The following is a 24214-nucleotide window of genomic DNA, read 5'->3' on the forward strand; positions in this document are numbered from 1 at the left end:
GAACTGCTTATGGAACCTTCTACTCTCGAAAAAGCAACGGTGGGTGAAATCGTTACAGCCGATTACAGGACTGCCCAGGTTTTCACCGCCCATGACATCGATTTTTGCTGTGGCGGCAATATACCGCTGGCCACAATCTGTGCTGAAAAGGGATTGGATATCGATCAGATTATTCAGGAGCTGCAAGCCGTCCAACAAAAATCCGGGGAGCGAAGCCCGAATTACGGGGCATGGTCACTTTCCTTTCTGGCTGATTATATCGTTAACACCCATCATGTGTACCTGAAAGAAAATGATGATCAAATCGTTGCCTATGCCCAAAAAACCGCAGCGGTCCATGGAAAAAACCACCAGGAATTAATTGAAATAGCGGCACTTTTTGCAAAAGTAGCCGCTGACATGGCAATCCATCTCAAAGAAGAGGAAGAGGTTTTTTTCCCGGCTGTTAAACGGGCTGAAGCTGCTCGGACAGCCGGTCTGACACCTGATACAACGGATCAGCAGATCATCCGCACCTCTCTCACAAATCTCTATCAAGAGCATGAAGAGATCGGTGATGCTGTCCATACAATCCGTCATCTTGCTAAAAACTTTGCGATTCCTGAAGACGCATGCAATACCTTTCGGGTAACCTATCAGAAATTAATGGGGTTTGAAGAAGATCTTCACAAACACGTGCACCTTGAAAACAATATCCTTTTCCCTAAGGCTGCACATCTCTAACCTTCAAGCTCATCCCGAGGAAACGATATGGACAGACAACTCCAACAACTGATCGAGGCCTCCCCCGATGCAATACTTGTTACCGATCGGGAAGGTAAAATCCTCTATTGGAACACCGGGGCGGAACACATGTTCGGTTACCCTGCTGCCGAAGCTGTCGGGCAATCCCTTGACCTCATTATTCCGGAAAATCTACGGGCACGCCATTGGGACGGCTATTACCGGGTCATGGCCACCGGCCGGACAAAATACACCACTGACCTGCTGACATCGCCGGGGATGCACAAAGACGGTTCCCGTATATCATTGGAGTTCAGTATTGTTCTGCTGCGTGATGAAAACGGCGAAATTGACGGATGTGCTTCTGTTATGCGGGATGTCACCGCCCGCTGGAACAAAGAAAAGACGTTAAAAAAACAGCTGGCAGACTGCCGGAGCCAACTCACCTGACCAGCAATCCGTTACGACAAACTGCTGTTGGTCCATGCAGAACGTTTCCGAGAAAATGATGGGCAATCGATGCAAAGTGAACTATCCACTCATCTTTTATATTCTTCCTACAACAAGAGGTGCTTTATGAACAAAAGAAAGATCAAAGAAAACATCTACTGGCTGGGCGCAATCGATTGGGACCGTCGTCTTTTTGATTCCCTTGTCCCGCTACCGGACGGTACCTCCTATAACGCCTACCTGATCGAAGGGAGCGAGAAGACAGCCCTGCTTGATGCCGTTGATCCGGCCATGACCGATACGCTGTTCAGTCAACTGCAGGACACTGCCAAGGTCGACTTCATCATTTCTCATCATACAGAGCAAGATCATTCCGGAACCATTCCTCTGCTGCTCGAACGGTATCCGAACGCCAAGGTCCTCACCACCCCAAGGGGAAAAACACTCCTTATGGACCATCTCCATCTTGCTGAAGAGGTCCTGGTGACGGTGGCGGATGGAGAAACTCTCTCCCTTGGTGACAAAACACTGCGTTTTATTCACACCCCCTGGGTTCACTGGCCGGAAACCATGGTCTCCTATCTGGAGGAAGACCGCATTTTATTCAGCTGCGATTTTTTCGGTTCCCATATTGCTGCCAGTGAGCTGTATGTGCAGGATCAGGCACGGGTCTACGAAGCAGCTAAGCGCTATTTTGGCGAGATCATGCTGCCCTTTCGTGCTGTCATCTCCAAAAATCTGGAAAAACTCGCTGACCTTCCAGTGGATATAATTGCCCCGAGTCATGGCCAGGTTTACAATCAACCGGACTGGATTGTTGAGGCCTATCGTGACTGGGTACTGCATCCCCCCAGGAATCTGGTGGTGTTGCCCTTTATCTCCATGCACGGCAGCACCCGGATCATGGTTGATCATCTGACCGCCGCTCTGACCGAACGGGGCGTACAGGTAGAACTGTTTAACCTCACGGTTACTGATATCGGCAAACTGGCCATGGCACTTATCGATGCCGCCACCATTGTGGTGGGCTCGCCGACAGTTCTCGCCGGTCCCCATCCGCTGACCGCCTACGCCACTTTTCTGGCTAACGCCCTGCGGCCGAAAGCCCAATTTGTTTCCATCATCGGCTCCTATGGCTGGGGCGGTAAAACAGTAGAGACCCTGGCCGGAATGATCACCAACCTCAAAGCCGAAGTACTGGAGCCAGTACTCTGCAAAGGTCTGCCCGATCAGAGTACCTTTGCAGCCCTAGATCAGTTGGCTGATACCATTGCTCAAAAACACAGGGAAAACGGGTTTCAATAAAGCCGACCGTTATCTTTCCCAACAGACGAGGTCAACAGCATGCCATCCATCACCATCAAGCGGGTATATGATTCCACTGACACCAGTGAAGGAGTGCGCGTGCTGGTTGATCGCGTCTGGCCTCGAGGTGTCTCCAAACAAAAACTTCAGGCTGAACACTGGCTGCGGGATGCCGCGCCCAGCAGTGCGTTACGAAAATGGTTTGATCACGACCCAAAACGATGGGATGAGTTCAAACATCGCTACTGGGAAGAGTTGCAAGGTAAACCGGAGACCGTCAGCTTTCTCCTTACCCTGGCGCAGGAACAGGGACTGACGCTGCTCTTTTCCGCCCGAGACGTTCGCTACAATCAGGCAGTTGCCCTGCAGGAGTACCTGCTGGCCCGTCTCCACACAACCAGTGAAAGATCCTGACCAATGCCTGACAAATCGTCTCAAAACCCGATCCGTCACATCCTGCACACCGGACAAACCAGTTGCTACGACCGGAACGGTAATGAGATTGACTGTCAGGCCAGTGGTCACGATGCAGAGAGTCTCCGGGGTATTCCCTGGCCGAAGATCCGCTTTGAGGTGCAAGAAGATACTGTTCTTGACCACGCCACAGGCCTGTACTGGTCGCTGGATGCCAATCCCGGTGAATTCCCCTGTACCTGGGAGGAGGCTTTTTCCCATATCAGGGAAATGAATCATCAGCAGTATGGCGGACACAGTGATTGGCGGTTACCAAACCGCAACGAACTGCGCAGCCTGGTCAGCTACCAGACAAAAAAACCTGCCCTGCCGGATCAGCACCCTTTTGTGAATTTCTTTCTTGGCTGGTACTGGTCATCAACAACGGCTGTCATCCATCCGGCCTATGCCTGGGCTGTGCATCTTGAAGGAGCACGCATGTTTTACGGGCGTAAAGACCAGGCCTATCTCTTTTGGCCGGTTCGGGGGCAAGGCAATGGGATACTACCCTCAACAGGCCAGCATCGATGTTTTGCTGAAGATGGATCAGCCGTCGAATGTGCCGGCACCGGGCAGGACGGAGAGGTGCAGGTTGGCAGTGTGTGGCCGACCCCGCGCTTCACCGTCACCGGCAAAGTGGTTCACGATCGACTGACCAATCTTTTCTGGCTGAAACACGCCGATATAACAGGATCTGCTGTTGATTGGCAGCTGGCGTTTGAGAGTATTACGCAGTGGAGTCGGGAAACAGCGACACAGACAGTACGCTGGCGCTTACCAACAATCAATGAGCTGGCTTCGCTTGTCGATTGCGACACCTACGCACCGGCCCTGCCGGCCGACCATCCTTTCACGGGAATACAGACAGGGTACTGGTCATCAACGACCAGCTATTTTGAAACCGATTGGGCCTGGGTCCTTTATCTTGATAAGGGTGCCTGCGGTGTGGGTCATAAACCGGGGAAGACATTTCACGTCTGGCCGGTCAGCTGCTCATCGGTTTAAGCGCATTCTCATCTGACAGATCCTTTTTTTAAAGGAAACTGTCAGATGAGTTACCACTTGATTATATTTTACTCATTGGTGATACAGGAAGCCGGGCAGGAAGCAATGGCTTCATCAATACAGGCCTCATCTCCAGTTACATCATCTTTGACAAAGGCCTTACCTTCTGAAGCATCGAAGTCAAACACCTCGGGACAGACCTCAACACACGCTTCACACCCCAGACACTCTTCTCTGTCTATTTCTACCATAACGTTCTCCTCTTCGTTCTGTTTTATCCTCTGCTCGGACAAGGTGACCATCAACAATGCCCTGTTCACAGAAAAACTTACCTGTTCGGCCAATTACTATAGATCGTTTACCATCCAACTTCAAGACACGTCACCCACCTGTCTCACTTATTCCTCAGCTGATGCCATCAGCAAAAACCAACCTGCTGATCAGAGCAAAGTCTTTATTGTCTTTTCCGGCATCGCCCAGCCTGGACCGCACAGTGGGTACAACCCTGGTACGATGGCGTCAAATCGGTGGTGCAATGGTAACCAGAATTCTCATCTGTGTCGTTGCCAGAACTCCGTGGGGTTCACGAATCTCCGAGATAAGCAGGTCTCCTTTCTTCGCCGGTATCCTGTCTTTTTCCCCCAGAAAATACCCCTCACCTTCTAAAACCAGAATTGACAATTCACCATCTAAATCATGCGAGTGCACCGGAAAGGTAACTCCAGCATCAATATTAAAATTGATGATTTTGAAAAACGGGGAGTCATCGACGAGAAAATAACTTTTCATTGCGCCGGTGTTAAACTCGCTGGTTGCCGTCAAGTGTATCGTTTTCATTACTCCCTCCCGGCTCATCTGTGCATGAGCAAAAGCAATCTGCCGTTATCTTTTATGGTGACACGGATTTTCTTAAAAATATCTTTCCGAAATGTATCCTTCTGATATTTTTTTACAGCAACACCATCTCATCCTTTACAGTTGGATATGTTTTTTCAACTATACTAAAGACCATCCGGTCCTGAGCTTGTCCAGCAAAAATAATGACACCCGGGGATTACGCAAGGAGACAACACACTTTTAAACAGTATCTCCACCAACAATCCGGCTTCAGGTAGACCAGAAAGGGAAAAAAAACTCCCTTTAATCGTATTTACCCCCTGCCACATCAGACGACTTCTGATACAGGCCACCTCTTTCAGAGGTGTGCCGACTGCTCGTTATTGGTGAGAAGGTGATGAATGGGTACTTCATTTACTGCAATAAACAATTTTGCCAGAGCCGGTCTTTATTCTGCAACAGCTCACTGTCATGATCATTTTGTACCCCGATCACCTATACAACCGACTGATCGATTTTACACCCGAAAAGTGAACTTTGTCCGAAATTATAGCAAACAGGTGTCCTGCACAGTCAGCAGAGATCTTTTGATAAAAAAGAGTGGTTCAAATACTGCTCATCTGCGCTATATTCACACTGACTTTCATCAAAGTCTTCTGTTCTTTATAAACATTTTGATACTGTCCGGTACACTTGCCGGGGATAACTTCTTTGATGACAGGATGAGGACACCGGCAAAAACGGTTGGCCTTATAAACAGACAGGTGTCTACGCGCAACAGACAGAGATTTGGACTGAATCTTTCCAGTGTCTGCGCCTTAAATGACAAAATATTCCGGAGTAGCCCTTTTAAACGAAAGGGATGTGTTCAAAAAGTACGACCTCTATGTATTCATGACAAAACCCAGTGTACAACAAACCAGGCCCCAGACAAAAAAAGAGGAAAAAAAAGAAGAGGTAAAGGAACAGAAAAAGCCGGCAGTCAAAAGGAAATCCAGGGCAAAAAACGCCCCACCCTCCTCAAAGAAAACCAAACGAACGAAACGACCCCGAAAACCAAAACTGTCAACCCGGCAGCTGATCGCCTGGATCGGTGTGGAAGTATTAGGTCTGACCATCACCGCAGTCATCGGTATCATCGTCCTGCTGGGATACACGGCTGCCGGATTTTCCGGATCGGAATTTTTCGCCCACCTGTTGCCTTTTGCCCTGGGTGTGCTGGTCATGATGCTTGTCTTTGCTGCACTGTTAGCAGGCTGGATGCGACTGCGCACCTGGCTGCACCGGAAAAACACCTATGCACCAGCAATTGTGGCCCTGGTTCTTGTTGTGATAAGCGGGGGTTTCACGCTGAAGGGTGATTTCTTTTTCGCCTTCAACCAGTTCCGGATCCTGATCGGCGGCAAGGCAGAGGCCGGCCGGGCAACCCTCACTCACCAGGTGTATGCAGCGTACCGTCGTATAGACCCGGAGCAGCTGTTGCAACTGATTGAACGGGCCAAACCCTACAGTGCGGAAATCAATGCTGCGGCCAAGGCCTTTCGTCTTGACCCGGATCTGCTTCTTGGATTGGCTGCCACAGAGTCGTCCTTTCTGCCCCGTGAGAGCAAAGACGGTGGCCAGGGACTCTTTCAAATCACCCGGATCCCTGAAGCCGCCGCGCAAGAGGCAGCCCGATCCCTGGGTATCGACAAGCCCCTGATAAGCGATCATCGCCACAACGGTTACCTTGCGGCAGCTACTTTAGCACACTATCTCAGGCAGATGAACGGGGATCTGTTCCTTGGTCTGCTCGCCTACAATATAGGCCCCCGAAATGGCGGCCTTCGCTTTATAATGCAGCAGTACGGTGCTACTGACTTTGTCACCATTCAACCGTATCTGCAGCAGCTGCCGCGTGATTACCCCATCCGCACACTCTGTAACAGCCTAGCCTTCCGACTGTTTCGTACGGAGGGGAAACTGCTGGCCTATGAGGAAGGACTCAACGCCGTGCGTATTCAGCATATCGGTATCCCCGGCCTGTAAGTACAGCTGTGTGCACAGACTTCAAAAACCGATCTTTAAAAAAACTCAACCAGATGATTGAGCATCATCTTCTACAGTAACTTTGTCTGTGCTGAGCATGCGAATCATGCCTTCAACCAGGGCTGGGGCCTCTTTCTTCAGATCAAACAGATCCGGAGTCATAATCCAGTTGGCAAGAAGACCGTGAATAAAGCAAAGAATACAGACAGCTCCGTAATGCTCATCACTGGTGGGAGGTAGTTGTCCTTTTTCCTTGATATTACGCAGAGCGACCAGCAAACTCTGCAATCGCTGCCGGCGGATGGTGATGTGAAGTTGACGAAAGGCCTCGGTATCTTTACTTCGGTCACTGGCATCAAACAGAATACGGAACATCTGCTGTTGCCGGGGATCATCAACGAGGTTGGTCAAAAATGAAATATAGAGTGTTTTCATCTTGCCAAGCGGATCAGGTTCGTTTGGATTCTCACTGGCCATGGCAAGTGGTGCATAGAGCTGCACCACCTGATCCCAGAGTGCTGTCAGCAACTCTCCCTTGTTGGCAAAATGCCAGTAAATCGCACCTCTTGACACACCTGCCATTTTGGCAATATCGGCCAGAGAGGAGCGGGCCACCCCTTTAAGGCTGAAGACCCGAAGTGCAGCATCAAGGACTTTGCTGCGTGTCTCCAGAGCCTCTTCTTTTGATCTCCTTGCCATATCAACCAGATCCTCATACCGTCTTTACAAACAGCGGACAGACAGATGGCTGTCTTTATCCTGTCCACAGACGTTCGCGATCACCTAGGATCGTTCCTCCCAGCCGCCACCAAGGGCCTTGTATAAACTGACCTGGTTCAGCAGTTGCTCAAGATAGACCGTCAGACACCGTTGTCGGGCTGTATACAGTGAACGCTGGGCGTCAAGCAGGGTAAGAAAACTGTCCAGACCATGCTGATAGCGGTTTCTTGCCAGCTCATGATACTCCTGGTTTGCCTGTAGATTTGCTCGTTGTGCCGCCAGCTGGCGCACATACGTTGCCCTGGCAACCAGGGTGTTGGCAGTTTCCTGAAAAGCGGTCTGAATAGCCTTTTCATACCGGGCGACCAACATATCTTTACGAATTTCCGCAACATCAAGTTGTGCCTGCAACCGACCGGCCGTAAAAATCGGTAAGGAAATAGAGGGAGCGAACGACCAGATGCCGGAATTTCCACCAAAAAGACGGGAAAGATCATCACTGGCAAATCCCCCGGCAGCGGTTAAGCTGATCGCAGGAAAGAAGGCTGCACGAGCGGCCCCGATATCTGCGTGTGCACCCTTAAGTTCGTGCTCAGCGCTCATAACATCCGGCCGTTGCAACAACACACTTGACGCCAGTGGCGATGGCAGATGCAGTGCCAGTTGCTGTTCGTTCAAAGGCGCAGCCTTCTCCAGAAGTGACACCGGCACAGTGCTCCCAGCCAGCAGGGACAGATCATTGCCATCCTGAGCAACCAACCGCTCGTATAATGCAAGGTTTGCCCTGGCCGTCTCCAGGCTGGTCCTGGCCTGAGCAAGATCGAGTTGCGTAGCCACACCCTCCCGTTCCCGCTGCTCAATCAACTGAAAAGATTCCTCCTCAATCCGAAGAGTATCTTCGGTTACGCGCAGCAGTTCCCGGTCAGCCAACCAGGTAAAATAGGCGCGGGCCACCTCTGCCACCAAACTGATATGAACACTTCGATGACTCTCCTCCATGGCCAGGTACTGTTCCAGAGCCTGATCACGAAGATGACGCACTCGACCAAAGAGATCAAGTTCATAGGCGGCAATTCCAACTGAAGCGGAGTACATTTCACTGGTGCCATAGTCGCCGCTGCCGGTCATGGTTCGTTGCTTGCTGCCTGAGCCGTCGGCCATGATGGTGGGGAAAAGTGCGGATCGCTGAATTCGATACTGAGCCTGGTACGCTTCAACCGTAAGGGCGGATTCGCGAAGGTCACGGTTGTTTGCCAATGCCAGCTCGATCAACGCCTGCAGTTGCGGGTCTGTAAAGAACCCTCGCCAGCCGAGTTCAGGGCCGGACTGTTGCGGCAGATCACCAGGAGGTTTACCGGCTTTGTCCACAGGCAGCTGATCTGCAACCGGCAGTTCCGGGCGGGTATACTCAGGCGCAAGGGAGCAGCCTGAAATGAACAGCCCAAACAGCACGACTGTGAGTCTCGACAAAATCTTCATCAAATCCCCTCCTGTGCCGACTCAACCTCAGATACTGTTGCTCGTTTAGTTTTAAAGATGCGTAAGATCACCACGAAAAAGACCGGAATAAAAAAAATTGCCAACACAGTGGCGGACAGCATGCCGCCAAGAACACCGGTACCGATGGCATGACGACTGTGAGCACCCGCACCGGTGCTGATGGCCAGCGGCAAAACACCCAGCATAAAGGCCAGAGACGTCATCAGGATCGGACGCAGTCGCATTCGACAGGCCCTGACCGTCGAGTCAATCAAATCCCGACCCTTATCATAACGACGCTTGGCAAATTCAACGATCAAGATGGCATTTTTTGCGGAAAGGCCGATGGTGGTCAGCAGTCCGACCTGAAAAAATACATCATTGGCCATACCGCGGGAGTAGGCGGCAGCCAGGGCTCCCAACACACCCAGCGGCACGGTCAGAATAACTGAAAACGGAACCGACCAGCTTTCATAAAGAGCTGCCAGGCACAAAAACACGACCAGGACAGAGATAGCATAAAGAGCAGGCGCTTGTGCACCGGCCTGCTGTTCCTGAAAAGAGGTACCGGTCCACTCATAGCCGATACCGGCAGGCAGTTGGGCTACCAGATCGCCGATGATCTTCATGGCATCACCGCTTGATCTGCCGACGGTTGCCTCACCGACGATTTCAACGGCCGGGTTGCCGTTATACCGCTCCAGCCGGGGTGAGCCAAAGCTCCAGTGACTGTTGATAAAACTGGTGAACGGCACCATCTCGTCACTCATGTTGCGCACATACCAGTGAGCCAGATCTTCCGGTTGCATCCGATAAGGAGCATCAGCCTGGACATAGACTTTTTTAACCCGTCCATGATGAACAAAATCATTCACATAGTTGGAGCCCCAGGCCGTTGACAAGGTGGTGTTGATATCATTAACCGTGACTCCCAGGGCCATTGCCTTTTCAAAGTCAATATCAACGTTAAACTGCGGCCGATCCTCCAAACCATTAGGCCGTACTCTGGTGAGGTCGGGATTCTGGGCAGCCAGCGCAAGCAGCTGGTTACGTGCCTCAATTAACCGTTCATGCCCCAGACCGGAACGGTCCTGGAGAAAAAAATCAAAACCCGTTGAATTTCCGAGTCCCGGAATCGCCGGCAGATTAAATGGGAAAACCAACGCTTCCTTAACCTGGGAAAAATGCTCCATGGCCCTATGAATAATGGCGTCAACCGACTGCTGTTTATCCTTACGCTGGTTCCAGTGTTTTAATTGAACAAAAACCATCCCCATATTCTGGCCGGTACCGGCAAAGCTGAATCCCGCCACCGTAAAAACGGTGTTCACATTCTCCTCTTCTGCGGTCATGTAATAATCCCGGGCCTGATCTAAAATCGTCTGGGTGCGATTCATTGTCGCACCTGTGGGCAGTTGCACCATGGTAAGGAAAACACCCTGATCTTCCTGGGGTAAAAATGAGGTCGGTAATTTGAAAAACAAGAAGCCCATGACACCGATCAACAGCAGATAGATCAGACTGAATCGACCGGTACGCTTGAGTATGTCGGCAACCCTGTTCCGATATCCGTCGGCACTACGCTCAAACATCCGGTTGAACCAACCGAAAAAACCGGTCTTGGTTTCATGGTGGCCCTTGGGTATTGGTTTGAGGATCGTCGCACACAAAGCCGGTGTAAGAACCAGAGCCACCAGTACGGAAAGCGCCATGGCTGAAACAATGGTTATTGAGAACTGACGGTAGATAACACCGGTGGAACCACCAAAAAAGGCCATGGGGACAAACACAGCCGACAGGACCAGACCAATCCCTATCAGGGCTCCGGTGATCTGATCCATGGATTTTCGGGTTGCCTCAAGAGGCGACAATCCTTCCTCGCTCATGATACGTTCGACGTTTTCCACCACAACGATGGCATCGTCAACGAGCAGCCCGATGGACAGAACCAGCCCGAACATGGTCAGGGTATTAATTGAAAAACCAAAGACCGCCATGATTCCAAAAGTGCCGAGCAACACAACAGGCACAGCTATGGTCGGAATAAGGGTGGACCGGAAATTCTGCAGAAAAAGATACATAATCAAGAACACCAAAATGATGGCTTCCACCAGAGTATGGGCCACCTCTTCGATCGAAATCTTGATAAAGGTTGTGGTGTCATACGGATAGATCACCTGCAGTCCCGGCGGAAAATACGGTTGCAGCTCAGCAAGCTTTGCTCGTACTGCATCCGCTGTATCCAGGGCATTGGCATCGGTGGCAAGCATGATTGCCATGCCTGATGCCGGTTTCCCGTTGAAGGTGTTATGGCTGTCATAGCTCTCATCGCCGATCTCCACCCGGGCAACATCCTTGATCCGGATCTGGGAGCCGTCACTGTTCACCTTAAGAAGGATGTTGGCAAACTCCTCGGGAGAGCTCATCTTCGTCTGCGCCATCATGCTGACGTTTAACTGCTGTTCATCGGTTGAGGGAGTACCACCGATGTCACCCACAGCCACCTGCTTGTTTTGCGCCTGGATGGCGGCCTTCACATCCACCGGTGTCAGCTGGTAGCTGTTCAGCTTGTGGGGATCGATCCAGATTCGCATTGCATACTGGCTGCCAAAAATACGGATAGATCCCACGCCTGGTGTTCGACTGAGCGGGTCGCGAAGGGTAGAGACCATAAAGTCGGACAGATCGTTCTTATCCATGCTGCCATCGATGGAGGTGAGTCCGACAATCATTAAAAAAGTATCGTTGGATTTCGTTACCTGTACCCCTTCCTGCTGGACCTCCTGGGGCAGCAGGCTGAGAGCCTGTTGCAGCTTGTTCTGGACCTGAACCTGGGCGATATCGGCATTGGTACCGGCATCAAACGTCAGGATAATGGACACATCGCCCGAAGATGAACTCTGCGAGTTCATATAGAGCAGATTGTCGAGGCCGGTCATGTTCTGTTCAATAATCTGGGTGACACTGTCCTCAATGATCTTTGCAGAGGCCCCCGGATACTTGGAGCTGATCCGTACCGATGGCGGGGCAATTTGCGGATACTGGGCAATGGGCAGCTCCAGAATCGCCAGGGATCCGGCCAGCATGATGACAATGGCAATAACCCAGGCAAATATGGGACGATCGATAAAGAAACGTACCATGACTTACTCCGTTTTTCCTAAAGAGTCGTTGGCTGCAGGGGATCTTTCTGCAACGGTATTCTTTGCCTGTTCCACAGCTTTAACAGGCACGCCCGACCGTATTTTTTGCAACCCGGCAACAACGATCCGCTCTCCGATGACAAGACCACGGGTGATAAGGACCTGTGGGCCGACATTCTGACCGGTTTCAACAATCCTGACATCAACCTCTCCCTTGTCGTTAACCACCATGACATAGGATTGCCCTTTGCTGTTCCGGCTCAGGCTGACCGAGGGCACCAAGATCGCCTCAGGCCGGTATCCCTTGCTGATCCGGGCACGTACAAACATACCGGGCAACAGCTCCAGCTTGGGGTTGGGGACAATCGCCCGGATGGTAACAGTGCCGGTGGTCGGGTTAACAGTCACATCTGAAAACTCAAGAGTACCGGGCTGAGCATACTCACTGCCGTCTTCCAGCAACACTCTCACATCAGATGCTCCATTATCGCTCTGTGCTGTAATACCGGCCTCAATCTCTTTTTTGAGTTTGAGGAGTTCAGAACTTGACTGACTGACATCAACATAAAGGGGATCCAGCTGCTGAATGGTTGCCAGGGCATTCGCCTGCTGGGCGGTCACCAGCGCCCCTTCGGTAACTGTTGATTTACCGATACGACCGCCAATAGGAGCGGTGACCCGCGTGTATTCAAGGTTGATGCGTGCAGTTGCCAGGGCGGCCTTGGCAGCGGCCACGTCAGCCACTGACTGTCGCCAGTTAGCCTCGATCTCCACCTGCTCCTGTTCACTGACGGCCTTGGTCCGCACCAGTACACGGTATCGCTCCGCTTTCAAGCGGTTGGAGTGCTCCTGTGCCTCGGCTTTTGCCAATGCTGCCTTGGCGCTGTCAAACCCTGCCTGATAGGTTGCCGGGTCGATCTGATACAGGAGCTGTCCGGCCTGCACTTCACTGCCTTCGGTGAACAACCGTTTCTGAATAATCCCCCCCACCTGCGGACGTACCTCAGCAATACGAAAGGCAGCAGTCCTGCCCGGCAACTCTGTGACCATATCCAACCCTTGCGGTGCAACGGTGAGGACATCGACCTCCACCGGCATCTGTGCACCTGATCCCGGCTGCGAGGTATCCTTGCAGCCTCCCAGCAAGTGACCAAAGACTAGAAATGAGAGAAAAACCATCGTATTTCCAACGATTCTTTTCATGGACGTAATCTCCTGTGTTCCCAAAATCCCGCTGGGGGACCATTCTTGGCTGACTGAATAAGGTCGCTTTTATACATACAATCATGAATGTATGCAAACAAAAAGAGAAAGAATCTGAAAAAATGTGTCCCGTGCAGCTGAACCCAAACCAGGGAATGAGAACAGCCGGGTGTTGACAGCGATTCGTTGCTCTCAGCAGACAGTTACCGTCATCCCTGTACCTTTGCTGCCAACCTGATCTCTGCTGCAATCACGGTGTATAACGATACCGATCCCCGGCCGGCAGCCATCCCTGTTTATCGTATCATCTTTGTCTCGGATCTTTCAGAGATTGTTTACAGAGAAATCCTTTTGGAAATCCCACAAAAAAAGGTATTCTTTCCTGAAATTATATCAAAAACAAGAGGCAACATATGAACGAACGACAGCGTCTTAAAGAACTGCTTTTAGAAAAATCCTACCGAAAAGGCACCTTTACACTCACATCCGGTCAGACATCAGACTTTTACGTTGACGGCAAGCAGACAACTTTAGATGCTGAAGGTGCATATTTATGCGGTCGTCTGCTTTTTAATTTGATTCGTCAGCATCACGAGCCTATCATGGGAGTTGGGGGGATGACTCTGGGAGCAGATCCGCTGGTCACGGCTGTTTCACTGGTCAGCTATCTGGAGAAAAAACCCATCCCGGCCTTCATCGTCCGCAAGGAGGCAAAAGGTCATGGGACCGGCAACTTTCTTGAAGGTAAGAATAATCTACAGCCGGGCGGGCTGGTGGCCCTGGTCGAAGATGTGGTCACCACCGGTGGTACACTGTTAAAGGTCATTGAACGGGTCGAGAATGAGGGGTTTCGCGTCGGCCTGGTGGCCACCATTGTTGACCGGCAGGAAGGCGGTGCTGAAGCTCTTGCAACCAGAGGTTATCCGCTCAAAGCGGTCTTTACCCGCGAACAACTCCTTAACAAGGACAAGACACCATGAACTGCAAGGAATGCGGACAACTGTTACAGATTTTACGGCGATGTCGTCAGGTTCGACTGCAGTGTTGCACCTGCAAAAAAGAATATCAGATTCATGAGGTTGCAGCAGACCTTGATCCGGAAACCGAGGCAGAACTCGAACGATTCACCTGCATTATTTACGACTGATGAACGCATTGCAGATAACGGCACATGTCCGCGAAAACGACTCGGCAACACTTATCTGTCCGGCCTGCGGCACAGCTAAACCGATCATGACCAAAACCTTCCGCTACAGTCACCACAGCGTCAAGGCACAGTGCCGTTGTCAGCAGGTGTTCACCGTGCTTCTGAACTTCAGAAAAAATTATCGGAAACAGACCAGCCTGTCCGGCACCTATCAGATCACCGGCAGCAAAGATCCGGGTGGCGGCATTATCCACATCACCAACATATCCCGGGGCGGCCTGGCTTTTACTGTATCAGGAAGACACAATATCAAAAAAGATCAGGAGCTGTTGCTCGAGTTTCAACTCAACGATAAAAACAAAACCGCACTGAAAAAACAGGCTGTCGTTGTATCAGTACGCCAGAATACTGTTGGCTGCGCCTTCAGATGTCATGGTGAACTTGATAAAGCTCTGGGATTTTATCTTCAGAACTAACCCTCACTCCCCTCTTCCTCCTGCAGCAGCTCACTCTGGTCCCAGACCATGGCCCCTCTCTTCTGCAACACCCCCTGCAAGATCTCCTGGGCACGAAGTAACAGCGGTTCAAGCGTGTCCGGATGCAGGGCACTGATCCCTACGCCTTCTTCGGACAGGCTCAGCTGCAGCCGGTCTTCCGGTGACAGACGATCTGTTTTATTCAACACCTTCAGACAGGGGATATCATCCAGTTCCAGATCAGCCAGGATACGCTCCACCACGGTGACCTGTTGCCGCCAGGAGGGATTGGCCACATCGATCACATGCAACAGCAGATCCGCCTCAAACAGCTCCTCCAGCGTTGACTCAAAGGCCTTGAGAAGATCTGCGGGCAGATGACGGATAAAGCCAACCGTATCTGTGATGATAACCTCCATATCCTGGGGGAAGCGTAATCTGCGGCTGGTGGGATCAAGGGTGGCAAACAGCTGATCCTCGGCATGGATTTCACTTTTGGTCAGCGTGTTGAGCAGAGTTGACTTGCCGGCATTTGTATAGCCGACAAGAGAGATGACCGGAACATCACGTTTCCGCCTGCGGGTACGCCGATAATACCGCTGATCGCCCACAGCTTTCAGTTCCTTGTTGAGACGACTGATGCGGTCGTTGATCCGCCGTTTATCAACTTCCAGACGGGTTTCACCGGGACCGCGCGCCCCGATGCCCCCGGTCAGCCGGGACAGGGCGTCATCACGAGTGGTCAGCTTGGGCAGCATATATTTCAGCTGGGCCATCTCAATTTGCAGCTTCCCCTCTCGAGAACGGGCTCGACTGGCAAAGATGTCAAGAATCAGCTGCGTACGGTCGATCACCCGCAGATCAGTATGGTCGGTCACCGATCGGATCTGCGATGGGCTGAGTTCCTGGTCGAAAAGAAGCAGATTGGCTCCGAGCCGCAGACTCATAAGGACAATCTCCATCAGCTTGCCACGACCGAGAATGAATCGGGGGTGAAGTTGTTTGCGACGCTGAATCACCTGCGCCAACACCTCGACGCCGGCGGAACGGGCCAATTCCACCAGTTCGGTCATGGCATCCTCAGCCTCAGCCCGTGAACTGGTAGTTACCGACACAAGTATGGCACGATCCTTTCCCTGATCGACCTCATGAACGGGACGTGCCCGAACAAACTCCTCTTCCAGGGCCTCAATCAGCTCAATACAGGAGAGTTGCTGATTGGCGGGGTGGAAAGGCTCGAGGGTACTCCAGTCACGACCGTTCACCTGCTGCGGGATGAGGTGAACCACATGCAGCAGATCGGGCAGGCCGTCACGAAGTGTCAGGACCGCCATCAGGTCAAGCCGCAGGCAGGCAAGGTCCATGATATCTTCCTCGCTCACGGCGGCGTTGGCATGCAGGACGGTATGCACACAGCGCAGACCGCGCAGTCGCCCACCGCTGGTTCCGACATGGGCTAAGGCAGGAATGGTAATCCGGTCGTAATCACCGACAATGACAGTCTCAATCCGGCCGGAACGATGAACCAGAAGACCGATCTGCCGATTCAACTCGGTTGACAAGGTTGCCAGAGATCGAGCGATCTCGCGACCGACGATTTCCTCCGGCACACATTTTCTCTGGGCAAGCCGATCAAGGTCGCGCAGCTGTTTGGGTTTTAAGCCATGTGTATTACCGGTAACTTTAGTGATACTCAACTCCTTCAAAAAACACGGTCAGCAGGGGGCATTGCCCGGAGTCCGTGGAAATGGAATGACGTCGCGAATATTCTGCATCCCGGTGACACATTGAACCAACCGTTCAAAACCAAGACCAAAACCCGCATGGGGCACGGAACCAAACCGTCGCAGGTCGAGATACCAGCCATACTGCTCCAGATCAAGTCCAGCCGCAATCATCCTGCGGGTGAGCACATCCAGACGCTCTTCACGCTGGCTGCCACCGATCAGCTCGCCGATACCCGCGACCAGAACGTCCATGGCGGCAACCGTGCGTTCATCATCATCCAGCCGCATGTAAAACGGTTTGATCTGCTCCGGGTAGTTGGTGACGATAACCGAAGCTTTGACAAACTCCTCACAGAGATAGCGCTCATGTTCGGCCTGGAGATCACTGCCCCACTGGACCGGAAAGGCAAAAGTTTTACCCGAGCGCTCCAAAGCTGTCACAGCCTCGGTATAGGTCAGACGAACAAAGGGTTGATCGCGGAGCTGCAGCAATCTGTCGGTCAGACCCGGAGCAACAAACTGTTCAAAGAGAACCAGATCTTCTGCGCATTGCTCCATCACCGCAGTGACCAGAAATTTCACCATGGTTTCCGCCGTTGCCATGACATCGTGCAGATCGCAGAATGCCATCTCCGGCTCCACCATCCAGAATTCCGCCAGATGTCTGCTGGTATTTGAATTTTCTGCACGAAAAGTTGGCCCAAAGGTGTAGACACGACTATGGGACAGGGCGAAAATCTCAGCCTGCAGCTGGCCGCTGACCGTCAGACCTGCATGACGGCCGAAAAAGTCATCGTCAAAAGTATTGCCTGCACACAACTGCTCCGGCTCAAGAGTCGTCACTGTGAACATCTCTCCAGCTCCTTCGCAATCCGAGGTGGTAATCACCGGGGTATGCACCTGAAGAAACCCCTGTTCCTGAAAAAACCGATGAATGGCAAAACTCAAAGCGCTCCTGACGCGGGCAACGGCTCCCAGGGCATTGGTGCGAAAACGGAGGTGTGGCAGAGAGCGGAGAAACTCAAAACTATGCCGCTTTTTCTGTAATGGGTACACGTCCGGATCAGCCCAGCCCATGACGACAACAGTCCGGGCACGAAGCTCTACAGCCTGGCCTCTGGCCGGTGAAGGCACCATCTCTCCCCTCACCCGTACCGAACAGCCGGTGCTGAGTTTCCTGATCTCAGTTGTATAGTTGACTAGGCCCTGCTCAACCACCACCTGCAGGTTGGCAAGACAGGACCCATCATTGATCTCGACAAAAGAAAGGCCGGCTGCATCACGCCGGGTACGGACCCAACCGCAGACCTCCACGGTTTCATCCATCCGGGGTTGACGCAGCACTTCATCTATCCGCCGTATTGCCGCCATCCCTTACTTCCCCCCCGCTCCGATCAACCATGCCGGGCCATGTGTCACTGTTCTTCTTTTAATACTTTGGTTCACCATGCTCATCCTCACCCAGACCCACAATAACAATACCGGCGCGATTGGCCGCATCGACCATACTCTGCTGATCAAAGACAAGCGACTGTCCCGCTTCCACCGCCAACACCGCTCCCCTGACCGCTTTCATGGTCTCAATTGTCTGTATCCCGGTGGCCGGCAGATCAAAGCGGAAATCCTGGGTGGGTTTCTTTACCTTGACCACTACCGCGCCGGATCCCGCCAACTTTCCACCCCGGAGAATAGTCGCATCCGTTCCCTCAATGGCTTCCACTGCCAGCACACTGCGATCCCGCACCACCACACATTGGCCGATGTCAAGCCGACCCACCTCGCGAGCTATCCTCCAACCAAAACAGATATCCTCCATCTGGGCAGCTGTTGGTTTTTTCTTGGTCAACAGCCCTTGAGGGAAAAACAGATGTCCAAGATAACAGGTGGAGGCAAGTACCCGTATCCCCTCTTTCTCCAGGCTGTCGGCAACAGCGCGAAGAATGGCGTCATCCAGGCGGCGATCGATCTTATTCCATAAGGTCAATCCCTTTAAATCGGGAAGGATATCGTGGAAAATTCTGGTCTTGGTGATGGTGCCGGCAAAGACAGCCTCGTGAACATCTTCCCGTTTAAAGGAGGCGATAATCTTCCCCAGCTGACCGAGCTTCACCCAGTATGTATGATCAGCCAACGCTTCAAGCTCAGCTGCGGTTTCATTGACATGGGCAATGGCCACCACTCTTCGCCCCCGGGCTTTGGCCGCTTTGGCAAAGAGCAGCGGGAACTGGCCGCCGCCAGCGATCAGGCCGATGGCCGATGTTGCGGCAGTTTCAATCATCGAGTGTACGTTTGACGACCCCGCGCTTGCTGGAATGAAAGAACTGCACCATCTTCTGTACCTCGGCACAATCGCCCATCTCCTCCTCCAGTTTGGCAAGGGCGTCTTTGAGGAGAATTTCCGGAGAACGAAACAGAATTTTGAAGGCCTCTTCCAGCTTCTTGATGGTCTCACGCTCCATACTGGCACGGCGCAATCCGATCTTGTTGATACTGGCGATACGCATCTGATTACGGGTGCCCTCCATAATCACATACGGCGGCACATCCAGACCGATACCCGACATGCCACCGATATAGGCGTACTCCCCGATACGGCAGAACTGATGCACCGCCACCAGACCGCCGAGGTTGGCATGACTGCCGATCTCCACATGTCCGGCCAGGGTGGCAACGTTGGCCATGATCACATGGTCTGCAATGACGCAGTCATGGGCGATATGGCAGTAGGCCATGATCATGTTGCTGTTGCCGATCACGGTTTTTCCGGTTGCCTTGGCTGTGGCCCGATGGATGGAGACATATTCCCGGATCTGATTACCGTCACCGATGATTAGTTCGGTGGGCTCATCCTTGTAGTGCATGTCCTGAGGCGGCCCTCCAATGGTGGCAAAGGAGCCGATGGTATTGCGGGCACCGATCGTTGTGTGTCCGGAAACAACCGTATGGGCGCAGATCCTGGTTTCAGGGCCGATGCTGACCGGTCCGTCGATGACCGCATAGGGGTCGACAATCACCGAACTGTCAAGCTGAGCTTTGGGATCGATGACTGCCGTGGGATGTATAGGCATGGAGGTATGTCCTTAAGTGTAAGTAGGGAAAATGGGACAGGGGAACGATATGTTTAAAAAATGCCGGCATCAGGCAAAACTGGCCATCAACTCCGCCTCAGTGGTCAGCTTGTCATCGACAAAGACCTGCCCGGCCATCTTAATCACCCTGCTCTTTTGCTTGAGCATGGAGAGCTGTAAGATCAACTGGTCGCCGGGACGAACGATCCGTCGGAAACGGGCCTTGTCAACTCCGGCAAAATAGGCCAGGCGGCCGATCATGGCCTGATCGGAAAGACAGACGAGAATGCTGCCGACCTGTGCCATTGCCTCCAGTATCAGCACTCCAGGCATAACCGGCTCGCCGGGGAAGTGCCCCTGGAAGAACGGCTCGTTCATGGTGACATTCTTGATACCGGTGATCTTTTTACCCAGTTCCAACTCAACAATACGATCGACCAGCAAAAAGGGGTAGCGGTGCGGTAATATCTCCATTATCCCCTTGGTATCAATGGGTAACTGAACTTCCTTAATGGATGTTGTCATTGCTGTTCCTTCTTTTTTGCGGATTCGAGTAAACTGCCGAGCCGGTCCACCTCCCTGCGGAGTCGGCGCACCTCTTTGAGCATATCCGGTAGACGACTGAAGGCCGTAGCGGCACGTCCCCACTTTTTGACATCAATGGCCGGAGTACCGCCCACCATGGCGCCATCAGGCTGATCATTGTGGATACCGCTTTTGGCCGCAGCCATGACCCGGTCACCAAGATGCAGATGGCCGGCAACACCTGCCTTGGCACCGAGAACAACGTTGCGGCCCAGGTTCGTGCTGCCGGCTATACCGGTCTGTGCAACTAAAACAGAATGCTCACCGACCACGACATTGTGTCCGATCATGACCAGGTTATCAATACGTGCTCCTGTCTTGATCCAGGTCACGCCAAAGGCTGCCCGGTCAACACAGCTGTTGGCACCGATCTCAACATCATCATCTATCCGTACTGTACCGACCTGCGGCTTTTTATAGTGGATTCCCAGCCGATCTGTGGCAAAGCCAAAGCCGTCACTACCGATGACCGCTCCATGATGCAGGATGACACGGTTACCGATGACACAGCGTTCCGCGACCGTCACATTGGCATGGAGGAGGGTATCGTCACCGATGACCGTGTCCTCACCGATGACCACCCCGGGCCCCAGGGTAACCCGTTGGCCGAGGACAACCCTATCACCAAGGCACACAAGCGGGCCGATGGTCACCTCTTCCGGGAGCACACAGTCAGCACCGATCACTGCCGAAGGATGAACACCTTCGGCCTGAAACGGTCTTGCTAAAAGATAGTTGTGGATGCGGGCCGCAGCCACAGCCGGCTGGTCACTTATAATAAGAGGGAGTTTCTGCGGACCGGCATCGGCGGGGACAATACAGGCTGAGGCGCGGCAATGCTCTGGAAGCGGCAGTTGTTTTTTCTCAAGCACAAAGGTAATTTCACCTGCCTGCGCATACTCTATACCGTTCAGGCCATGAATACGGGTCTCGGGATCGCCCACGACCTGTCCGTCAACTACATCCGCCAGCTGTTGCAGGGTATAAAAACGGGTCACGATAGCTCTTCTCCACAAAATAAAAAAGAATACTGTACTTTTTTCTACTCGTAAAGCAAAACAGTGCGCCGTTGCTGATGATATGCCTCCAGCTCCGGTTGCCACTGCTGTTCCAGCTCTGCAACAGGTACACCCTGTTCAAGAGCAATACGCACCTGCTGATCACCGATGATCAGATCCATGGGTAATCGATCAAACTCATACTCATACGGCGGTGGTTTATAGGCAAACTGGTCAGGATACAGGGAACAGATGGCCTGGAGCAGGGCCAGACTGGTTCGATACGGGCGAAACCGGACAGCATCGGTTACGTGGATGTGAAAACCTGTGCAGGTCTGCTGCATCCATTTACCGGAGGTCGGCTCAAAACGAATCGGCCGCAACACGCAACCGGGCAGATCCTGCACCGTTAAGACGTCAAGTATCGGGCGATGGTCTAAAAAGGGTGCACCGACCAGCTCAAAGGGCAGAGCTGTCCCCCTTCCTTCAGAAATATTGGTTCCTTCCCAGATAACCTGCCCGGGATACACCAGGGCGGTTGCAAAAGACGGCATGTTGGGCGATGGAAAAACCCAGGGAAAGCCGGTCTCGGGAAACAGCATGGAACGTCGCCAGTTTTTCATCGGAATCACAGCAAGATCAGCGTTGATCTGCAGCTCACGGTTACAGAACAGGGCCAGTTCTCCCATGGTCAGCCCGTGCCGCATGGGAATCGCACAACGTCCGACAAAAGAGGCAGAGGAGGAACTGAGGACATTGCCCTCCACCAGATGACCGCCGATGGGGTTGGGCCGATCGAGAACAATGACCTGTATGCCGGCGTCAGCCGTGGCCTCCAGGCAGTGTACCACTGTCCATATAAAGGTGTAGACACGGGTGCCGACATCGGGCAGGTCCACCAGGAGGACATCGATGTTGCTAAGCATGGCAGATGAGGGTTTCCGTGTTTCTCCGTACAGCGAGTAGATCGGCAGCCCGGTTGCAGAGTCAATGCCGTGGTCGGACTCGATCATGTTGTCCTGTTTTTCACTGAAAAAACCATGCTGTGGAGAAAACAGACAGGTCAGCTGCCCCGGATAGACTGCATTGAGCAGATCCCGGCTGTGCACAAATCGGCTATCTGTTGACGCCTGGTTAACCAGCAGCCCTAAACGTTTACCAACAAGCAGAGGATGCGTGTTTCGACACACCTCTTCAATTCCAATGGAAAAAACCACGATACCTCCAAAATATACTAACAGGCTGTTGAAAAACAGGAAAACACGAGACAAGGGTTGTTTGTTTGCCCTTCGATAGCTCTTTGACAGTGAGCCCTTGGCCGTTTGTTTGTCATGATGCGTTGCCGGTTTTCATTTTCCGAGGCGCTTCAAGCCGCTCTGATGAGGGTTTTCCCTCCTACCCGGAGGCAACTACCCCCAGATTACGCATTCGGACCATGTTGTAGGCTGCCGCTGAGAGCGTGAACAGCCAGTCAATCTTTTCCACACCTTTGTACCTGGCTTTGCGTAACCAGGCGACGGTCTTCATCCAGCCAAATATCTCTTCCACCCGTTTGCGTTTTTTCTGACTCACAGCATAACCTGCATGACGGGTGGTCCGGCCATCAATGGCCGAACCTTTGACTTTCTGCGCTACATGTGGCGTGACAGTCAAGCTGCGCAGGTCATCGACGAACTCCTTGCAGTCATACCCTTTGTCCGCGCCGATGGTGACCCGATGGACACCTGGAATATCGGAAGCCATGGAAAAGGCGGCCTCGCGTTCAGCCGTCCCGGTTGCCTGGGTCAGGCGAGTATCGACGACCAAACCGTTCCGATTTTCCATCAGCACATGCCCCATGAAGCAGAGCCTGGCCTCCTTGCCTTTTCCTTTTCTGAACAACCGGGATTCAGGATCGGTGACTGATGCGTGCGTGTCATTGCGGCGCTTCTTCCCGTGGAAATCCACTGCCGGATTGCGGTTGCCGCCGGTAGAGACCGGAGGCTCCTCATCTTTGGGCCGAAAGCTCTTCAGCGATGCCCACGTTTCGATCAACGTGCCGTCAACGGTGAAATGGTCGTCGGACAGGAGTCCGGCTGCCTCGGCTTGGGAACAGATGGATCGTAAGAACATCACCGCAAGATCACTGTGCAGAATGCGCTCCCTATTCTTGGAATAGACGGAGTGATCCCAAATTGCTTCATCCATGGACAGACCGACAAACCAGCGGAAAAGAAGATTGTAATCAAGCTGTTCCACCAACATCCGCTCGCTACGGATCGAATAAAGAATTTGCAGCAGCAGGGAGCGAAGCAGTTGCTCGGGCGGAATCGATGGTCGTCCTGTTCGTGAGTAGAGTTCCCGAAACACGGGAGAGAGTTCCTTCAGCGCTTTATCAGCCATGATTCGGATAGGGCGCAGGGGATGCGTTTGGGGAACCCGGGATTCGGGTGAGAGATAGCTGAACAATTTCTGTTGCTGAATGTCAGGACCGCGCATATTCCCACCTGTTTGTCAGTTATTCCAATTGGTTGGATAATACACGGTATTGTTTTGTATGTCCCGTTATTTATGAGTTTTTCAACAGCCTGCTAAAGCCGATGTAACTGTCTGATCAGATAGGCAACTGTTTCTGCAGAAGAAAAGAACAGCAGCACAGATGCGTGCCGGTCGGCAATAAAAAAAGCATCTTGTGCAGTCGCCGGCTACTGATCTCCAGTATACAAACAATCACCTGTGGGCCCTCAGCCAACCGATCATAACCAGAAGATGCGGTTGTTCCTAGCCAACCACCCGCCTTTCGTCAAGCAATCAGATACGATCAGGTGACAATACCGGCTGAAAATAACAAAAACACAGGGTAACAGGGTCTTTAAAATGCAGACCCA

At 52.4% G+C, this 24214-nt stretch carries 23 protein-coding genes; 9 read left to right on the forward strand and 14 right to left on the reverse strand.

Annotated elements, in window-relative coordinates; genetic code table 11:
• Window positions 1-9 precede the first annotated feature (9 nt).
• The 5 genes from ric to HP555_RS13120 all read left to right on the forward strand — a co-directional run bounded on the left by ric (window position 10) and on the right by HP555_RS13120 (window position 3936).
• On the forward strand, window positions 10-723 hold the full coding sequence (ric, locus tag HP555_RS13100; RefSeq protein ID WP_199263019.1) for an iron-sulfur cluster repair di-iron protein: 714 nt from the start codon (window positions 10-12) through the stop codon (window positions 721-723).
• Between the two features lie 27 nt (window positions 724-750).
• Window positions 751-1173 (forward strand): PAS domain-containing protein, encoded by a 423-nt coding sequence (locus HP555_RS13105; protein ID WP_199263020.1) that lies wholly within the window; start codon window positions 751-753, stop codon window positions 1171-1173.
• A gap of 126 nt (window positions 1174-1299) precedes the next feature.
• Entirely contained in the window at window positions 1300-2478 is a 1179-nt protein-coding gene (locus HP555_RS13110; RefSeq protein WP_199263021.1) for an FprA family A-type flavoprotein, read from the forward strand.
• 39 nt (window positions 2479-2517) lie between these two features.
• Window positions 2518-2892, forward strand: a complete 375-nt coding sequence (locus HP555_RS13115) for a DUF488 domain-containing protein (RefSeq protein WP_199263022.1) — start codon at window positions 2518-2520, stop codon at window positions 2890-2892.
• 3 nt (window positions 2893-2895) lie between these two features.
• Window positions 2896-3936 (forward strand): Lcl C-terminal domain-containing protein, encoded by a 1041-nt coding sequence (locus HP555_RS13120; RefSeq protein ID WP_199263023.1) that lies wholly within the window; start codon window positions 2896-2898, stop codon window positions 3934-3936.
• A gap of 68 nt (window positions 3937-4004) precedes the next feature.
• Here HP555_RS13120 and HP555_RS13125 read toward each other — a convergent pair whose 3' ends face one another.
• A complete protein-coding gene (locus HP555_RS13125; RefSeq protein WP_199263024.1) occupies window positions 4005-4187 on the reverse strand; it encodes a ferredoxin in 183 nt (60 codons plus the stop codon).
• Window positions 4188-4455: 268 nt separating this feature from the next.
• Window positions 4456-4773: a cupin domain-containing protein gene (locus HP555_RS13130; protein ID WP_199263025.1), complete on the reverse strand. Its 318-nt coding sequence runs from the start codon at window positions 4771-4773 to the stop codon at window positions 4456-4458.
• 822 nt (window positions 4774-5595) lie between these two features.
• On the opposite strand from HP555_RS13130, the gene HP555_RS13135 reads away from it, so the two are divergent.
• Window positions 5596-6801 (forward strand): transglycosylase SLT domain-containing protein, encoded by a 1206-nt coding sequence (locus tag HP555_RS13135; protein ID WP_233249192.1) that lies wholly within the window; start codon window positions 5596-5598, stop codon window positions 6799-6801.
• A 45-nt stretch (window positions 6802-6846) separates the two neighbouring features.
• Here the strand turns inward: HP555_RS13135 and HP555_RS13140 are convergent, their stop codons facing one another.
• The 4 genes from HP555_RS13140 to HP555_RS13155 form a co-directional block, all read right to left on the reverse strand.
• Window positions 6847-7500, reverse strand: a complete 654-nt coding sequence (locus HP555_RS13140) for a TetR family transcriptional regulator (RefSeq protein ID WP_199263026.1) — start codon at window positions 7498-7500, stop codon at window positions 6847-6849.
• Between the two features lie 84 nt (window positions 7501-7584).
• The gene (locus HP555_RS13145) at window positions 7585-9003 is read right to left on the reverse strand and encodes an efflux transporter outer membrane subunit (protein WP_408639829.1); all 1419 of its coding nucleotides are present in this window, start codon (window positions 9001-9003) and stop codon (window positions 7585-7587) included.
• Window positions 9000-12143 (reverse strand): efflux RND transporter permease subunit, encoded by a 3144-nt coding sequence (locus HP555_RS13150; protein ID WP_199263028.1) that lies wholly within the window; start codon window positions 12141-12143, stop codon window positions 9000-9002. Before HP555_RS13150 ends, HP555_RS13145 begins: the two co-directional genes overlap by 4 nt.
• Window positions 12144-12146: 3 nt before the next feature.
• Entirely contained in the window at window positions 12147-13346 is a 1200-nt protein-coding gene (locus HP555_RS13155; protein ID WP_199263029.1) for an efflux RND transporter periplasmic adaptor subunit, read from the reverse strand.
• 413 nt (window positions 13347-13759) lie between these two features.
• Between HP555_RS13155 and pyrE the strand changes: the two genes are divergently transcribed.
• Genes pyrE through HP555_RS13170 form a run of 3 tightly spaced genes read left to right on the forward strand, consistent with a single transcriptional unit; the run spans window position 13760 to window position 14969 of the window.
• On the forward strand, window positions 13760-14326 hold the full coding sequence (gene pyrE, locus HP555_RS13160; protein ID WP_199263030.1) for an orotate phosphoribosyltransferase: 567 nt from the start codon (window positions 13760-13762) through the stop codon (window positions 14324-14326).
• Entirely contained in the window at window positions 14323-14493 is a 171-nt protein-coding gene (locus HP555_RS13165; RefSeq protein ID WP_199263031.1) for a dual CXXC motif small (seleno)protein, read from the forward strand. Before pyrE ends, HP555_RS13165 begins: the two co-directional genes overlap by 4 nt.
• Complete coding sequence (locus HP555_RS13170) at window positions 14493-14969, forward strand: PilZ domain-containing protein (RefSeq protein ID WP_199263032.1); 477 nt, start codon at window positions 14493-14495, stop codon at window positions 14967-14969. The genes HP555_RS13165 and HP555_RS13170 overlap by 1 nt, the downstream gene beginning before the upstream one ends.
• On the opposite strand, the gene hflX is transcribed toward HP555_RS13170, so the two are convergent.
• The 8 genes from hflX to HP555_RS13210 all read right to left on the reverse strand — a co-directional run bounded on the left by hflX (window position 14966) and on the right by HP555_RS13210 (window position 23825).
• Window positions 14966-16666 (reverse strand): GTPase HflX, encoded by a 1701-nt coding sequence (hflX, locus tag HP555_RS13175; RefSeq protein WP_332908642.1) that lies wholly within the window; start codon window positions 16664-16666, stop codon window positions 14966-14968. The two genes, HP555_RS13170 and hflX, sit on opposite strands and share 4 nt — an antisense overlap.
• Window positions 16667-16684: 18 nt before the next feature.
• Window positions 16685-18067, reverse strand: coding sequence for an asparagine--tRNA ligase (asnS, locus tag HP555_RS13180; RefSeq protein ID WP_199263033.1), 1383 nt, complete (start codon window positions 18065-18067; stop codon window positions 16685-16687).
• 58 nt (window positions 18068-18125) lie between these two features.
• A complete protein-coding gene (locus HP555_RS13185; protein WP_199263034.1) occupies window positions 18126-18974 on the reverse strand; it encodes an LpxI family protein in 849 nt (282 codons plus the stop codon).
• A complete protein-coding gene (gene lpxA, locus HP555_RS13190; protein ID WP_199263035.1) occupies window positions 18967-19764 on the reverse strand; it encodes an acyl-ACP--UDP-N-acetylglucosamine O-acyltransferase in 798 nt (265 codons plus the stop codon). The genes HP555_RS13185 and lpxA overlap by 8 nt, the downstream gene beginning before the upstream one ends.
• Window positions 19765-19833: 69 nt before the next feature.
• A complete protein-coding gene (fabZ, locus tag HP555_RS13195) occupies window positions 19834-20289 on the reverse strand; it encodes a 3-hydroxyacyl-ACP dehydratase FabZ (protein WP_199263036.1) in 456 nt (151 codons plus the stop codon).
• A complete protein-coding gene (lpxD, locus tag HP555_RS13200) occupies window positions 20286-21347 on the reverse strand; it encodes a UDP-3-O-(3-hydroxymyristoyl)glucosamine N-acyltransferase (RefSeq protein ID WP_199263037.1) in 1062 nt (353 codons plus the stop codon). Before lpxD ends, fabZ begins: the two co-directional genes overlap by 4 nt.
• Window positions 21348-21391: 44 nt before the next feature.
• Window positions 21392-22564 carry an exo-beta-N-acetylmuramidase NamZ family protein gene (locus tag HP555_RS13205; RefSeq protein ID WP_199263038.1) on the reverse strand — a complete coding sequence of 391 codons (1173 nt, stop codon included), beginning with the start codon at window positions 22562-22564 and terminating at the stop codon, window positions 21392-21394.
• A 178-nt stretch (window positions 22565-22742) separates the two neighbouring features.
• Complete coding sequence (locus tag HP555_RS13210) at window positions 22743-23825, reverse strand: IS5 family transposase (protein WP_199263039.1); 1083 nt, start codon at window positions 23823-23825, stop codon at window positions 22743-22745.
• Window positions 23826-24214: the final 389 nt, after the last annotated feature.

This window comes from Desulfobulbus oligotrophicus (genome assembly GCF_016446285.1).
Taxonomy (GTDB): domain Bacteria; phylum Desulfobacterota; class Desulfobulbia; order Desulfobulbales; family Desulfobulbaceae; genus Desulfobulbus; species Desulfobulbus oligotrophicus.

Coding starts and splice junctions, on each gene's coding strand:
- ric (WP_199263019.1), top strand. CDS start 10: ATGGAACCTTCTACTCTCGAAAAAGCAACGGTGGGTGAAATCGTTACA.
- HP555_RS13105 (WP_199263020.1), top strand. CDS start 751: ATGGACAGACAACTCCAACAACTGATCGAGGCCTCCCCCGATGCAATA.
- HP555_RS13110 (WP_199263021.1), top strand. CDS start 1,300: ATGAACAAAAGAAAGATCAAAGAAAACATCTACTGGCTGGGCGCAATC.
- HP555_RS13115 (WP_199263022.1), top strand. CDS start 2,518: ATGCCATCCATCACCATCAAGCGGGTATATGATTCCACTGACACCAGT.
- HP555_RS13120 (WP_199263023.1), top strand. CDS start 2,896: ATGCCTGACAAATCGTCTCAAAACCCGATCCGTCACATCCTGCACACC.
- HP555_RS13125 (WP_199263024.1), bottom strand. CDS start 4,187: ATGGTAGAAATAGACAGAGAAGAGTGTCTGGGGTGTGAAGCGTGTGTT.
- HP555_RS13130 (WP_199263025.1), bottom strand. CDS start 4,773: ATGAAAACGATACACTTGACGGCAACCAGCGAGTTTAACACCGGCGCA.
- HP555_RS13135 (WP_233249192.1), top strand. CDS start 5,596: ATGACAAAATATTCCGGAGTAGCCCTTTTAAACGAAAGGGATGTGTTC.
- HP555_RS13140 (WP_199263026.1), bottom strand. CDS start 7,500: ATGGCAAGGAGATCAAAAGAAGAGGCTCTGGAGACACGCAGCAAAGTC.
- HP555_RS13150 (WP_199263028.1), bottom strand. CDS start 12,143: ATGGTACGTTTCTTTATCGATCGTCCCATATTTGCCTGGGTTATTGCC.
- HP555_RS13155 (WP_199263029.1), bottom strand. CDS start 13,346: ATGAAAAGAATCGTTGGAAATACGATGGTTTTTCTCTCATTTCTAGTC.
- pyrE (WP_199263030.1), top strand. CDS start 13,760: ATGAACGAACGACAGCGTCTTAAAGAACTGCTTTTAGAAAAATCCTAC.
- HP555_RS13165 (WP_199263031.1), top strand. CDS start 14,323: ATGAACTGCAAGGAATGCGGACAACTGTTACAGATTTTACGGCGATGT.
- HP555_RS13170 (WP_199263032.1), top strand. CDS start 14,493: ATGAACGCATTGCAGATAACGGCACATGTCCGCGAAAACGACTCGGCA.
- asnS (WP_199263033.1), bottom strand. CDS start 18,067: ATGGCGGCAATACGGCGGATAGATGAAGTGCTGCGTCAACCCCGGATG.
- HP555_RS13185 (WP_199263034.1), bottom strand. CDS start 18,974: ATGATTGAAACTGCCGCAACATCGGCCATCGGCCTGATCGCTGGCGGC.
- lpxA (WP_199263035.1), bottom strand. CDS start 19,764: ATGCCTATACATCCCACGGCAGTCATCGATCCCAAAGCTCAGCTTGAC.
- fabZ (WP_199263036.1), bottom strand. CDS start 20,289: ATGACAACATCCATTAAGGAAGTTCAGTTACCCATTGATACCAAGGGG.
- HP555_RS13210 (WP_199263039.1), bottom strand. CDS start 23,825: ATGCGCGGTCCTGACATTCAGCAACAGAAATTGTTCAGCTATCTCTCA.